At 60.0% G+C, this 13,342-nt stretch carries 11 protein-coding genes and 1 tRNA gene; 8 read left to right on the forward strand and 4 right to left on the reverse strand.

Annotation, left to right across the window (positions count from 1 at the left end; genetic code table 11):
• Nucleotides 1–15: 15 nt before the first annotated feature.
• Nucleotides 16–423, reverse strand: coding sequence for a cupin domain-containing protein (locus tag HK22_RS03290; protein WP_231865408.1), 408 nt, complete (start codon nt 421–423; stop codon nt 16–18).
• A gap of 202 nt (nt 424–625) precedes the next feature.
• Between HK22_RS03290 and hpnD the strand changes: the two genes are divergently transcribed.
• From hpnD to HK22_RS03310, 4 genes are all read left to right on the forward strand, one after another.
• Complete coding sequence (hpnD, locus tag HK22_RS03295) at nt 626–1,501, forward strand: presqualene diphosphate synthase HpnD (RefSeq protein ID WP_086648343.1); 876 nt, start codon at nt 626–628, stop codon at nt 1,499–1,501.
• Between the two features lie 3 nt (nt 1,502–1,504).
• A complete protein-coding gene (gene hpnE, locus HK22_RS03300; RefSeq protein ID WP_086648344.1) occupies nt 1,505–2,800 on the forward strand; it encodes a hydroxysqualene dehydroxylase HpnE in 1,296 nt (431 codons plus the stop codon).
• A 73-nt stretch (nt 2,801–2,873) separates the two neighbouring features.
• Entirely contained in the window at nt 2,874–4,868 is a 1,995-nt protein-coding gene (shc, locus tag HK22_RS03305; protein ID WP_086648345.1) for a squalene--hopene cyclase, read from the forward strand.
• Nucleotides 4,868–5,500, forward strand: coding sequence for a hypothetical protein (locus HK22_RS03310; RefSeq protein ID WP_086648346.1), 633 nt, complete (start codon nt 4,868–4,870; stop codon nt 5,498–5,500). The genes shc and HK22_RS03310 overlap by 1 nt, the downstream gene beginning before the upstream one ends.
• An 88-nt stretch (nt 5,501–5,588) precedes the next feature.
• On the opposite strand, the gene HK22_RS03315 is transcribed toward HK22_RS03310, so the two are convergent.
• Nucleotides 5,589–6,395: an RlmE family RNA methyltransferase gene (locus HK22_RS03315; RefSeq protein ID WP_062031974.1), complete on the reverse strand. Its 807-nt coding sequence runs from the start codon at nt 6,393–6,395 to the stop codon at nt 5,589–5,591.
• Nucleotides 6,392–7,513 carry a Ppx/GppA phosphatase family protein gene (locus tag HK22_RS03320; RefSeq protein ID WP_086648347.1) on the reverse strand — a complete coding sequence of 374 codons (1,122 nt, stop codon included), beginning with the start codon at nt 7,511–7,513 and terminating at the stop codon, nt 6,392–6,394. Before HK22_RS03320 ends, HK22_RS03315 begins: the two co-directional genes overlap by 4 nt.
• Before the next feature lie 157 nt (nt 7,514–7,670).
• Here HK22_RS03320 and HK22_RS03325 point away from each other — a divergent pair.
• The 3 genes from HK22_RS03325 to HK22_RS03335 all read left to right on the forward strand — a co-directional run bounded on the left by HK22_RS03325 (nt 7,671) and on the right by HK22_RS03335 (nt 10,809).
• Nucleotides 7,671–7,744: transfer RNA gene (locus tag HK22_RS03325), tRNA-Gln, on the forward strand.
• Between the two features lie 153 nt (nt 7,745–7,897).
• Nucleotides 7,898–9,391 carry an IMP dehydrogenase gene (guaB, locus tag HK22_RS03330; protein ID WP_086648348.1) on the forward strand — a complete coding sequence of 498 codons (1,494 nt, stop codon included), beginning with the start codon at nt 7,898–7,900 and terminating at the stop codon, nt 9,389–9,391.
• Nucleotides 9,392–9,447: 56 nt separating this feature from the next.
• Nucleotides 9,448–10,809, forward strand: a complete 1,362-nt coding sequence (locus HK22_RS03335; protein WP_086648349.1) for an RsmB/NOP family class I SAM-dependent RNA methyltransferase — start codon at nt 9,448–9,450, stop codon at nt 10,807–10,809.
• Here the strand turns inward: HK22_RS03335 and HK22_RS03340 are convergent.
• Nucleotides 10,775–11,299, reverse strand: a complete 525-nt coding sequence (locus HK22_RS03340; RefSeq protein ID WP_086648350.1) for a GNAT family N-acetyltransferase — start codon at nt 11,297–11,299, stop codon at nt 10,775–10,777. The genes HK22_RS03335 and HK22_RS03340 overlap by 35 nt on opposite strands.
• Before the next feature lie 93 nt (nt 11,300–11,392).
• Here HK22_RS03340 and HK22_RS03345 point away from each other — a divergent pair, with 93 nt between their 5' ends.
• Complete coding sequence (locus tag HK22_RS03345; protein ID WP_062107897.1) at nt 11,393–13,195, forward strand: sodium:proton antiporter; 1,803 nt, start codon at nt 11,393–11,395, stop codon at nt 13,193–13,195.
• The last annotated feature ends 147 nt before the right edge of the window (nt 13,196–13,342 follow it).

The raw sequence follows: 13,342 nt of genomic DNA on the forward strand, positions 1-13,342 counted from the left end.
CGCCGGAAGATATTTTCAGTATTCTTTCTGCTGGCCGGGCAGGGGAATGGACGTCGGCTTTCCGGGAGAGCCGGCATAGGTCAACAGAAGGACCGTCTGGCTGTCACCCGTTACGCCACGGTGAACATCATTGACCGATTCCGCAAAGGCTTCGCCCTGATGGAACGTCCGCTTTTTGCCACTCTGCCGATCCTCGATCGTGAGCGTTCCCTCCAGCACATACCCCGCATTAGGATATGGATGAACATGCCAGGGAAGGGCGGAATGCGCGGGAATGGTCAGCCGGATCATGCTGAGCATCGGACGCGTCGTCGGATAATGCTCATAGGGCGTGCCATTCCAGGAATGATCGTCAGCCAGAAGGTGGTCGGCGTGCCCGCTTGCCGTTGTGGGCGACGATGTCTGGGCGGCAGCGATGGACATGGAAAATCCGCCTCCAGCGAGCACTCCGGCAAGAAGGACGAAGCTTTTCAGGAAAGGGAAACGCATGGCGCAAGACTCCTTTTGGGGTGTTGCCTTTTGGCATCACCTTAACGCAGGGCAGTCCTTTCCGTTCAGGTCATCTTTGTGTTGATGGAATTTGGGGCTAGAACCCTGATCTTCTGAAACGAGACAGGGGACAGACATGGTTTTCAGCAGGATGCGCGCTTCTTCAGGTCTTCCCTGCGCGCAGGCCGATCTGGATCATGTCGAACGGATCGTCACCGCTTCGGGGACATCCTTTGCCCGGGGGATGCGCATTCTCCCGGCAGACCGTCGTCAGGCGATGTTCGCAGTCTATGCCTTCTGTCGTCAGGTAGACGACATCGCCGATGGCGATGCAGGCGTTGTAGACCCCATGGCCGCCCTTCAGGACTGGCATCGCCGTGTTGACGGCCTCTATGAAGGCTTGGCGACAGATGCACTGGATCGGGTGCTGATCGTGGCGATCCACCGTTACCAGCTTCAGCCTCAAGATTTCCATGACGTCATCGACGGAATGGCGATGGATTGTGGGGCACCGATCGTGGCACCGGACGAAGCGACGCTGGATCTATATTGCGACCGCGTGGCATCGGCTGTCGGACGCCTGTCCGTCTGTGTGTTCGGAGATTCGTCAGACAATGCCCGGCGTGTTGCCTATCATCTGGGACGCGCCCTTCAGCTCACCAATATTCTGCGCGATATCGCCGAAGATGCAGGCCGGAACAGGCTGTATCTCCCGTCCGAACTCCTGACCCGGTTCGATGTCCCGAAAAATCCGCACGAAGCGCTTTACGCTCACGGTCTGGATCAGGTGGGGCGCATCCTTGCCCAACGTGCACGGGACCATTTCCGGGAAGCGCGGAAGGCCATGCAACTGTGCGACAGCACCGCAATGCGCCCGGCACGCATGATGGCCGCGTCCTACGCGCCCATCCTGTCGGCCCTGCAAAAGCGCGGCTGGAAAACACCGGACATCGCCCCGAAAGTCTCCAAACCTTTGAGACAGCTTCGTACCCTCGCAGCGTATGTGAAGTAACCCATGAGCCACGTCCACATCATCGGCGGTGGTCTGGCAGGCCTCTCCGCCGCAATCGAACTCGCGGCACAGGCCCGCGTCACCGTTTACGAATCAGGGCCGGCCTGCGGCGGTCGGGCGCGTTCCTTTCACGACCGTTCCCTTGATGCCCGCATTGATAACGGCAACCACCTGATCCTGTCGTCGAACGACCTGACGTTCCGCTATCTGGACATCATCGGCGCACGCCACACCCTGACCGGTCCGGGACTGCCAATCTTTCCGTATTACGATCTGGAAGACAGCCTCGCCTGGACGCTGCGCCTGTCGAAAGGAAAGCTCCCCTTCTGGGCTCTTCCGGGTGGGCGGCGTGTTCCGGGCATGAAACTGTCCGAACTCACCGCTTTGGGACGCTTTTTGCGTGCGGGTGACAGGACGACCGTGGACACCTGCCTCAGTTCCGGGCAACTCAGTCGCCGGCTGCTAATCCCCTTTGCCATCTCGGTTCTCAATACGGACATCCACACCGGTAGTGCGAAACTGCTCGGCAACGTGATCCGCAAATCTCTCGCCAAAGGTGGCATGGCCTGCTGCCCGTGGTTCCCGGCGGTCGGCCTGTCCGAAACCTTGATTGATCCGGCAGTAGCCTATCTCAGGCGCTTTCACGGTGATGTGCGCACAGGCGTCCGCATCAGCGCCATCGAACAGCAGAACGGGCGCGCCACGGCGCTGGAAACCGGTGAAGGGCGGATTGAGCTCGGTCCCGAGGATCAGGTCATCATGGCTGTTCCGGGACCTGTAGCACAGTCCCTGCTTCCGGGACTGACTGCTCCGGATGCTTTTGAGAGCATTGCCAACGCCCATTTCCGTCTTCCGGCAAAAGTTGAAGCCCGGGGAGTCGTTGCGCAGGCAGGCTTTGTGGGACTGGTCGGTGGTATTTCGGAATGGATCTTCCTGAAAGGGGATATCCTGTCCGTCACCGTCAGTGCCGCCAACCGCTACGCCGACCGCAGCAACAGCGAACTTCTGGCCACGATCTGGTCGGAAATCCGACGCGCTCTCGATCCCGTCCTGTCGCAGTCACTACCGGTCGCCATGCCACCCTCGCGTCTGGTGTGGGAAAAGCGCGCAACATTCGCTGCAACACCGGAACAGAACCTCCTGCGTCCGGGAGCGAGAACCGATCTCGTCAATCTGGCGCTGGCCGGAGACTGGACGGATACCGGACTGCCCTCCACGATCGAAGGCTCCATCCAGTCCGGACTTCAGGCTGTCGCCGCTCTAGGCTTCCGTTCCGCTGCAGAGAACACGGGATCGTGATGAGCGATCATCCTGTCATGATTGTAACACAGCTCCCGACTTTGAGGACTGCCTGTGTCGGAAGAGCCGAACAATGCTGATCTATTCTGATATTCTGGAAAAGGAGGATCGCGTGAGCGAAACCTTGTCCCGTCAATCGGTCGAACCCGATGAGATCAACCATGCCATCGAAGGCGCGCAGACCGCGCTGGGCGGGAAGCAGAAATCAGACGGACACTGGGTCTACGAACTCGAAGCGGATGCAACGATCCCCGCCGAGTATGTCCTGCTCGAACACTATCTCGACCGGATAGATCCGGAAAAACAGGCCAAGATCGGCGTATATCTGCGCCGCATCCAAGGCGATCATGGCGGATGGCCGCTTTATCATGATGGCGGCTTCGACCTCTCGGCGACCGTAAAAGCCTATTTCGCCCTCAAGGCAATCGGCGATGACATCAATGCACCCCATATGCGGATTGCCCGTGAGGCCATTCTCGACCACGGCGGCGCGGCGCGGACGAATGTGTTCACGCGGATCCAGCTTGCCCTGTTCGGGGAAGTCCCCTGGGAAGCAACGCCCGTGATGCCGGTTGAGCTCATGCTCCTGCCACGCAAGGCGTTTTTCTCGGTCTGGAACATGTCTTACTGGTCGCGGGCCGTGATTGCGCCGCTTCTGGTTCTCAATGCGCTCCGCCCCAAAGCCATCAATCCGCATGGCATCCATGTGCAGGAACTCTTCGTCAAGCCGCCTTCAGAAGTCACGGACTGGATCCGCGGTCCGTACCGTTCGGTATGGGGGCGCTTTTTCAAGCATCTGGACTCCGCCCTGCGTCCTGTTCTGCCACTCATTCCACGGAGCGTGCATAAAAAAGCCCTGAAAGCCGCCAGCGACTTCATCGAGCCGCGTCTGAGCCGGGGAGGGCTGGGTGCCATTTATCCCGCCATGGCGAATGTCGTGATGATGTACCGCGCGCAGGGTGTCCCCGATAGCGATCCACGCGCCATGACCGCATGGGAGGCCGTTCAGGATCTTCTGGTGGATCATGGCGATGAAATCTATTGCCAGCCCTGCGTCTCGCCCGTCTGGGATACCGGCCTGTCCGGCCTTGCGATGATTGAAGCCGCGTCCGGTCCCGCCGGGACAAAGCATGAAGAAACGCTTGCGGCCCTGAAAAAGAGCGCCGAATGGCTTCGGGAGCGCCAGATCCTGAACGTCAAGGGCGACTGGGCCATCAACACACCTGACCTGCGCCCCGGTGGCTGGGCGTTCCAGTACGAGAACGACTACTACCCTGACGTCGATGATACCGCCGTCGTCGGCATGCTGCTGCATCGTGTTGATCCCGAAGGCAGCCGCGAGGCGATCGCGCGCGCTCGGGAATGGATCATCGGCATGCAGAGCACCAATGGTGGCTGGGGTGCGTTCGATATCGACAACGATCTCGAACTGCTCAACCACATCCCGTTCTCGGATCACGGCGCCCTTCTGGACCCGCCGACGGCCGACGTCTCGGCCCGCTGCATTTCCTTTCTGGCCCAGCTCGGCGATCCGGACGACCGTCCTGTCATTCTCAAGGCACTGGAGTATCTGCGCTCCGAACAGGAACCGGAAGGCTGCTGGTTCGGCCGGTGGGGCACAAACTACATCTATGGGACCTGGTCTGTTCTGTGCGCGCTGAATATCGCCGGTGTGCCACATGACGATCCGATGGTTCTGCGCGCCGTGAACTGGCTCGAAAGCGTCCAGCGTCCTGATGGCGGCTGGGGTGAAGACTGTGCGACCTATGAAGGCGGCACGGCAGGCATGTACAACAAGAGCCTCCCCTCCCAGACAGCCTGGGCCGTTCTGGCGCTTATGGCGGTCGGGCGCCGCGAGAGCGAAGCCGTCAAGCGCGGTGTGGCGTATCTCGTGTCCCAGCAGGACGACAAGGGAGAATGGCAGGAAGACGCCTATAATGCCGTCGGTTTCCCGAAGGTCTTCTACCTGCGTTATCATGGCTACAAGCAGTTTTTCCCGCTGACAGCGCTGGCCCGCTACCGTAACCTCGGCGCGAGCAACAGCGGCAAGGTGGAGTTCGGGTTCTGATGCTGGGCATCCTCGCAGGCCTGAAACAGGAAGCCAGTGTGATCCGGCGTTTTCTACCGGGTGTTCCTCTGGCCCTGAGCAATGCCACACCTGAAGGCGCACGGCTGGGCGTGGAGCGCCTGCTCCGCGCAGGGGCAACGGAACTCCTGTCCTTCGGATGTGCAGGGAGTTTGTCGCCGGAAGCCCCTCCTGGCACTGTCATCGTGGCTGATCATGTTTATCATGAAGGCCGGAATATTCCTTCCGATCCCGCTTTGAGCATGAAATTTGGCTCTGCCTGCGCGCGCCGGGGGGGCATCCTGCATAGCGATTCACTGGTAGAATTTGCTTTTGAAAAGACGCGGTATTTTTCTGAAACGCACTGCATCGCAGTGGATATGGAAAGCGGTTTCATTGCGCAGAGCGGCGTGCCGTTTGCTGTCCTCAGGGTCGTGTGCGACGACGCCACGCGGGATCTGCCCCCTGCGGTCAAGACCAGCGTGAAGGACGGCGCCGTGTATATTCCGGGGTTGGTCGGGTCCCTTGTCCGGCATCCGTTGCAGATCGGAGGGTTGATCCGCCTTGGAAGAGAAGCAGCCCTCGCACAGCGCGCCATGGCGTCATTTCTTCAGGCCAACCCTCCCCAGATCTGAACAGACTTCTGCACCCTCGCGGGGTGAAAAATTCTGGCCATAAAAAGGGAGGCTACTGTCTCCCTTTTCATCTTCCTGCTCGTATCCGTCAGATTGGATCGGCAGCGGCCGTCAGGCGTTCGGGACGGAAACCCGTCGCCACGACATAAAGCTCGCTTGATTCTTTGCGAGACGCCGGGGGTTTTACATGCCGGACACTGGCAAATGCGGTTTTCATTGTCGCCAGCATGTCTTTTTCCGAGCCGCCCTGAAAGACCTTGGCAATGAAGCTGCCGCCTTCGGCCAGAACCTGAAACGCAAAATCCAGCGCACCCTCCGCAAGGCCCATGATCCGCATATGATCGGTTGCAGCATGACCGGTCGTATTGGGCGCCATGTCAGACATAACCAGATCGGCCGGACCGCCCAGCATCTCTTTCAGACGATCCGGCATATCGGGGTCCGTAAAATCCCCCTCAATAATCTCGGCACCGGCAACAGGATCAACCGGAAGGAGGTCCAGCCCTACAACGTGCTTGGCGCCCCGCTTGACTGCGACCTGCGTCCAGCCGCCCGGAGCAGCACCCAGATCAATAATGCGGGTCCCTTCTTCAATCAGCTTGAAGCGATCGTCAATCTCGATCAGCTTGAAAGCCGCGCGTGACCGCCAGCCCTGCTTGCGCGCGGCTGCGACATAGGGATCGTTGAGCTGACGGTTCAGCCAGCGCTGCTGTGCCGTGGTGCGTCCGCGGGCCGTTTTGAGCGAAACCGTCTTGTTACGGGCGGTTTTTGACGTTGCTGAATCACGTGTGGCGTCGTTTTCACCGGGATTGGAGGCACTTTTCAGAGCCTTGCCCGGGATACGCTTCGGTCCCGTATCCTTACTGGAACCGGAGCGGGATCTTGGCGGCTTCATATCGTGGCATATGTCCCGAATGGGCCCCGTGACCGGGGCGTGGCATGGCGACTGGTCGTATGACGCCCCTTGCCGGAACGCTGACCATGATCGCGGGCCATACGCAGCAACATCCCGTCGCGCAACCCCCGGTCTGCAATCGTGACGTCTTCAACCGGCCACAAACGATGGATTGCTTCGAAGATCGCGCAGCCGGGAAGCACGAATTTCATGCGCTCGGCACCAACGCAGGGATGCTCCGCCAGCTCATCATGATCCAGACCGCGCAGGCTTCCGATAGCATCCATCATGCTATGGCCCGGAAGTGTCAGTCCATCAATCGCTGCGCGGTTGTAGCGGGGCAGGGACAATGCCACCCCCGCCAACGTCGTCACGGTTCCCGACGTGCCGATCAGACGCGTCTTTCCATGCGTGACCTCACGCCGGATACGATGCACGTTCTCGAAGCCCTTCAGATATTCCTGAACGTGACTGACCATCGTCTCATAAGAAGAGCCATGCCCCTCACCAAACATTTCCTGAAGCGTAATCACGCCAACGGGAACACTTGTGGTGCCGATCAGAGTCTGTGTCTGCCGCTCCGGGTCGATCCGGACCCACGCAACTTCGGTGGACCCGCCACCAATATCGAAAAGAACGCCCCGATCGGCATGCACAGGCCTGTGTTCGGGCTGACGGAAAAGCGGAGAGCAGCTTTCAAGGGCCAGCTCTGCTTCTTCACGAGCCGTGATGATGTCGATCGTAAGGCCCGTCTCGTGCTGCACACGCGCCAGAAACTCGCGGCCATTGGCAGCCTGACGGCAGGCTTCCGTCGCAACCGCACGAACATGCACCAGCGGCCACTGTCTCATGCGCTCCGCACAGACCCGCAGGGCATCAAGCGCGCGCTTCATGGAGTCTTCGGCAAGCCGCCCACTGGCACGCAGGCCCTCTCCAAGACGGACGGAGCGGTTGAAACTGTCCACGACACGAAAACCGGTAGGCGTTCCCGCAGCAATCATGAGGCGGCAGTTGTTGGTGCCAAGATCAATGGCGCCAAAGAACGGACCCGTACGTCTTGCAGACGCATGAACAGGCATCGGGCCTGACAGGTTGTGATCCGTTCCGTACCTCATCATGTGTTTCGGCTCCCGCTTGCCCGTGATCTGGGACCTTGGAAAAGCAGCATGGGGCGCAGGGGACCCTGCTCGCAAGAAAAATATGTGTTTTTTCAAAAAAATGTCCGGATCGCTCTTGCGCCCTGCGAGGTCGGTTGATAAACACCCTCTCACCGCTTGGGAGATAGTTTAGCGGTAGAACTACCGGCTCTGACCCGGTCAGCCCTGGTTCGAATCCAGGTCTCCCAGCCAAGAAAATTCTCAGAAAATACCGCAAAAAAGAGACTTCCCCTCGGGGGGCAAAGTGCTCTATGAGGACCCGCCAACGGCCGGTCGGCCTTCTGGCCTCCGGTTCACACACATTGCGTCTTTCACGACGCATGACGTAACGGGGGCACGCGGCTCATGACTTCATCTTCTCACACAACAAATCTGAATGAGCGCATCCGCGAAGCGCTGGCTTTCGATGACGTTCTCGTCGAACCGGCAGAATCGTCGGTTCTGCCAGCCCAGACCTCCACGCGCACGCGCCTGACACGCTCCATCGAGCTGAACATCCCCCTGATGTCTTCCGCAATGGACACCGTCACAGAAGACGGCATGGCGATCGCCATGGCGCAGCAGGGCGGCATGGGCGTTATTCATAAAAACCTGTCGATTGAAGAACAGGCGGAACAGGTCCGTCGCGTCAAACGCTTCGAATCAGGCATGGTCGTCAATCCCGTTACCGTTGGCCCCGACCAGACACTGGCCGAGGTTCAGGCCATCATGGCACGTCACGGCGTCTCCGGCCTTCCCGTCATTGAAAACGGCAGCGGCGTTCTGGTCGGTATCCTGACCAACCGCGACATGCGCTTCACGACCGACCCGAACACGCGCGTCCGTGACCTGATGACGCACGAGAACCTTGTGACCGTCCTTAACGGTGCCGCACCGGACGAGGCACGCACGCTTCTGCACCGTCACCGCATCGAGAAGCTTCTGGTCGTTGACGAGGCAAAGCGCTGCATCGGACTGATCACCGTCAAGGACATGGACAAGGCCATCGCGCACCCGCTGGCCATCAAGGACTCCCAGGGCCGTCTGCGCTGTGCCGCCGCCGTAGGCGTCGGGGAAGACGGGTTCCGTCGCGCTGCAGCTCTTGCTGAAGCCGGCGTGGACGTCATTGTCGTGGATACGGCCCATGGCCATTCACACGGGGTTCTGAGCGCTGTGGAGACCCTCAAGAGCCGTCACGGCGGACTTCAGGTTATCGCCGGCAACGTTGCCACCCCACAGGCCGCGCGCGCCCTGATCGCCGCAGGTGCCGACTGCGTGAAGATCGGTATCGGACCGGGGTCCATCTGCACCACGCGTGTCGTTGCGGGCGTAGGTGTGCCGCAGTTCTCGGCCGTTATGGAAACAGCCGCAGCCTGTCACGAGCTGGACATCCCGGCCATCGCGGATGGTGGCGTCCGGACATCGGGCGATATCGTCAAGGCGATTGGCGCGGGCGCTGACGTGGTCATGGTCGGCTCGCTTCTGGCCGGCACCGACGAGAGCCCGGGCGAGACGTTCCTGTATCAGGGCCGCTCCTACAAGGCCTATCGCGGCATGGGATCGCTCGGCGCCATGGCCCGCGGTTCCGCAGATCGTTACTTCCAGGCTGAAGTTCGCGATACGCTCAAGCTGGTTCCGGAAGGCATCGAAGGGCAGGTTCCTTACAAGGGCAGCATGGCTCCGGTCATCCATCAGCTCGTCGGCGGCCTGAAGGCTGGTATGGGCTACACGGGATCGGCCACCATTGCCGACCTTCAAGTCCGCACCATGTTCCGTCGCATCACGAATGCTGGCCTCCGTGAGAGCCACGTCCATGACGTGACGATCACCCGTGAGGCTCCGAACTACCGCCGGGACTGACCGTTCGTGCATCAAAGCCTCTCGCATTGAGGGGCTAAACGGGCTACGGGGGCGCTATGACCCCCGCAGCCCGTCTTTCAGGCGCCATCGATCTGCTCTGTGCGATCCAGAATGCGCCCCGCCGTCCCGCCGACGCCACAGCCAACGCTTTTTTCCGCGAACGCCGTTATATTGGTGGCGGAGACCGTCGGGCCATTTCCACGATTGTGTGGGATGTCCTGCGTGGCTGGCGGCGGCTGCAGTGGAATCTCAGGGATATTTCCGGCGATATCTCCCCCCGGCTCATCTGCGCGGCCTCTCTGCTCCTTGGCGGAGAAACGATGGACAATGTCCGTGGGTTTTTTTCCGGAGAGCGTTACGCGCAAAAGCCCCTGACGTCCCGTGAGGATATCGCGCTCAAGGGCCTGGAAGGAAAAGAACTTTCCACCCAGAAGCAGCCACTGGCGGTACGGCTCGAATATCCGGACTGGCTGGAAAGCGCACTTCGGGAAACGTTTGGCAACCGGTTGCCGGACGAAATGGAAGCGATGCTGGGTACGCCAACGCTCGACCTTCGCGTCAACCTGCTCAAGGGAAGCCGCGAGCAGGCCGCGCGGGAACTTCGACGCGAATCGCTTCCGGCAGAGATGACGAAGCTGTCGCCGTGGGGACTGCGTCTTGATGGACGTCAGCCCGTGACCGCGACACAGGCCTTCAAAGACGGTCTGGTCGAAATCCAGGACGAAGGCAGCCAGCTTGTGGTCGCAGCAGCCGACGCACGGGGCGAGCACCGGGTTCTGGATTATTGCGCAGGGGCAGGCGGCAAAACGCTGGCACTGGCGATGACCATGGAAAACCGCGGGCATATCGTCGCCTGTGACGTGCACGAAAAACGTCTGGACGGAGCGGTCAAGCGGCTGCGTCGCGCAGGCGTTCACAACGTGGAGCGGCATCTCCTGGTATCTGGCGACAAGTGGGCGAAGCGTCGGGCCGGCAGCTTCGATCGCGTGCTTGTCGATGCACCGTGCTCGGGAACCGGAACGTGGCGGCGCAATCCGGATGCACGCCTTCGCCTGACACCGGAAGACATCCAGGAACTTGTCGTCAAACAGGCGCAGATCCTTGATCGTGCAGCCTCTTTGGTGAAGCCGGGCGGACGCATGATCTATGCGACCTGCTCGCTTCTGGCCTGCGAGAACGGCCAGCAGATTGATGCATTCCTCAAACGCCGCAATGACTTCATCCGCCTGCCAAAAGAGCAGATGTCCGAGCTTCTGCCCACCGAGTTGCGAAACAAGGCACAGTTCTCGCTGACGCCCCTGCGGGATGGCACGGATGGATTCTTTGCCTGCGTTCTGGAGCGCGTCGTAACGGACACAAAGACGCAGGAGGAAGACGCGGCCGTTACACTCCCGGCGGCAGAAGATCCTTCCACATAACAAGTGCGTCCACATATCCTTTCGAAGGGTGATCGAAAGCTCCGGGAAGCGTTCCGATCACCCGAAAGCCCAGTGATTTCCACAGGGTTACGGCACGCAGATTGCTACTGACGACAAAATTGAACTGCATGGCGCGAAAGCCAAGCTTTGCAGCTTCAGCAAGCGCTTCCTCAGCCATCAGCCGCCCTGCACCAAAGCCGGAACGCGCAACGAATCCCGCGTTGCTGATGTGACTACCGCCGCCTTTCTGGTTCGATTGAAGATAAAACGTCCCGACGATCTCATGATCGCGGGTCTGGGCAACATAAACGCGGTGCTCGACATCCATCCAGTAGGCGAGTGCCTGACGGCGCCCCCAGTGTCGGGGCAGGGCATATGTCTCGCCCTTCCGCAGTACAGGAGACAACAGGCGCCAGATTCCTTCACGGTCCAGAGACTGGGCAGGGCGAACCAGAAGGTCAGCTCCGGTTCGGGCAGGAGGAGACATCATGATGGGGCGTTCTTCCGTGTTTTTAGGTGCGCGACGGGATCTGGAGTATGATACCGCTTCGTAGCCATCATGCGGAGCCCGTGCCGAACATCCATGCAGTATGACATTCTTATCGGCATTGCCTCGACTTTCGGCGCGGGAATGCTGGCCCAGTGGGTGGCCTGGCGCTTCCGCCTTCCGGCCATTGTCCTTCTCTTCTCTCTGGGCCTGATTTTCGGGCCAGGCCTGGGCATTCTTCATCCTTCCGAAACGATGGGATGGATGTTCCGGCCGCTGGTGTCCCTTCTGGTGGCGCTCGTGGTGTTCGAAGGGGGCATGGCGCTCGATTTCCGCCAGCTGCGTGAAGCCGGAGAAGGCGTTGCGCGTCTGACGATGCTGGCACTGCCCATCAACTGGGTTCTAGGTTCTCTGGCAGCACATTACGTGGCCCATCTGGAATGGGGCACCTCCATGCTGTTTGGGGCAATCGTCGTGGTGACGGGCCCAACGGTCGTTCTGCCGCTTCTGCGTAGTGCCAAGCTTCAGCCGCGCGTTGCAGCGTTCCTGCGATGGGAAGCCATCGTCAACGATCCGCTGGGAGCAATTCTGGCGGCGGTCGTGCTTCAGCTCATGCTGCTGCATGTGGACATTCATGCGGATGTGTTCTTCACGCATACGCTACCGGATCTTCTTGGGGCCATTGCCGTCGCGCTTTCCGCGGGAATCCTGCCAGGATATCTGGTCCGCTATCTGTTCACGCGTGATCTGATGCCGGAAATCCTCAAGACGCCGATGCTGATCTCGATGGCGCTGGTAATCTTCTCCCTGTGCAATCTGGAGATGGGCGGCGCCGGACTGATGGCGGTCACGATCTTTGGAATGGCACTGGCGAACCTTCAGATTCCGGGTGTGACGGAACTGCGGCGCATGAAGGAATCACTGGTGGTTCTGGTCGTGTCGGTCCTGTTCATCATGCTGACGGCCGATCTGCATCGCGATGTTCTGGCACAGCTTTCCATTCCGATTTTCGCGCTGACGGTTGTGGTTCTGTTTGTTGTGCGCCCTCTGGGCATTTTTCTCTCCACTCTGGGCACGAGCATGCCCTGGAAGGAAAAGCTGTTTGTCGGCTGGATTGCGCCACGCGGTATCGTAGCGGCTGCCGTGGCTGGCGAGGCGGGGGTCAGTCTCAAGGAGGCGGGATACCAGTCTGCGGATCTGATTATGCCAGCGGTGTTCGCGGTGATTGCCGTGACGATGATCCTGCACGGTTTCTCGCTTGGACCCATTGCACGACGCCTCAAACTCACCCTTTCCAACGATCCGGCCATCGCAATCATGGGAGCGAGTGGATGGTCCATCAACCTTGCATCCTGTCTGCGCAAGGCGGGCGTGCCGGTTCTGCTGGTGGATAACCGCTCCAGCGCCCTCCTGCCGGCCACCCGGCAGGATATTCCGGTACTGCGCGCAGAGCTTCTGTCGCAGCATGGGCAGGAATCCCTGGAGGAGCGACCTGCCGATTATCTGATCGCGACGACAGGTGACGGCATCTATAATGGTATGGTCTGCGGGCATCTGGCCCCGACCATGGGACGGCAGCGTGTCTATCAGATCAGCCCTGGCGTGGCACGGCTGGATTTCTATCACGGCCTGTCACGCGACGCTCGCGGCAAGGTTCTGGGAGAACCGGCCTGGAACTATACCCTGTTTGATACGCTGTTCGAGCAGGGATGGCGGTTCGTCGCCGTGGAAGCCACGGACGAGAGTGCATCGACGTTCGGGAATGACGAAAACAGGCTTGATCTTCTCGTGGTTCGGCGGGATGGCGGCATCCTGATCCGTTCAGCCGAAGACAACGACAAAGCCGTGCCTCAGCCTGGAGACAATATGGTCTGCATGGTGCCGCCAGAGGTGGAATAAATATTAAGTGAGGAGGGGCTGCAGAGATCGGATTGTGCGAAGTAGCCCACAATAAAACGAAGATAGAAACACAATCTTAAAACATGGACTCTATGTTTTCAGTGCGACGGAATTTTCTCCTTCCTTGCCGCGGTGGGAGCGCTGCCG

Origin of the sequence: Gluconobacter sp. DsW_056, assembly GCF_002153595.1 — a bacterium.
GTDB classification, from domain to species: Bacteria; Pseudomonadota; Alphaproteobacteria; order Acetobacterales; family Acetobacteraceae; genus Gluconobacter; species Gluconobacter albidus.

Coding starts and splice junctions, on each gene's coding strand:
- HK22_RS03310 (WP_086648346.1), top strand. CDS start 4,868: ATGCTGGGCATCCTCGCAGGCCTGAAACAGGAAGCCAGTGTGATCCGG.
- HK22_RS03320 (WP_086648347.1), bottom strand. CDS start 7,513: ATGATGAGGTACGGAACGGATCACAACCTGTCAGGCCCGATGCCTGTT.
- HK22_RS03340 (WP_086648350.1), bottom strand. CDS start 11,299: ATGATGTCTCCTCCTGCCCGAACCGGAGCTGACCTTCTGGTTCGCCCT.
- HK22_RS03315 (WP_062031974.1), bottom strand. CDS start 6,395: ATGAAGCCGCCAAGATCCCGCTCCGGTTCCAGTAAGGATACGGGACCG.
- HK22_RS03290 (WP_231865408.1), bottom strand. CDS start 423: ATGTCCATCGCTGCCGCCCAGACATCGTCGCCCACAACGGCAAGCGGG.
- guaB (WP_086648348.1), top strand. CDS start 7,898: ATGACTTCATCTTCTCACACAACAAATCTGAATGAGCGCATCCGCGAA.
- hpnD (WP_086648343.1), top strand. CDS start 626: ATGGTTTTCAGCAGGATGCGCGCTTCTTCAGGTCTTCCCTGCGCGCAG.
- shc (WP_086648345.1), top strand. CDS start 2,874: ATGCTGATCTATTCTGATATTCTGGAAAAGGAGGATCGCGTGAGCGAA.
- HK22_RS03345 (WP_062107897.1), top strand. CDS start 11,393: ATGCAGTATGACATTCTTATCGGCATTGCCTCGACTTTCGGCGCGGGA.
- hpnE (WP_086648344.1), top strand. CDS start 1,505: ATGAGCCACGTCCACATCATCGGCGGTGGTCTGGCAGGCCTCTCCGCC.
- HK22_RS03335 (WP_086648349.1), top strand. CDS start 9,448: ATGACCCCCGCAGCCCGTCTTTCAGGCGCCATCGATCTGCTCTGTGCG.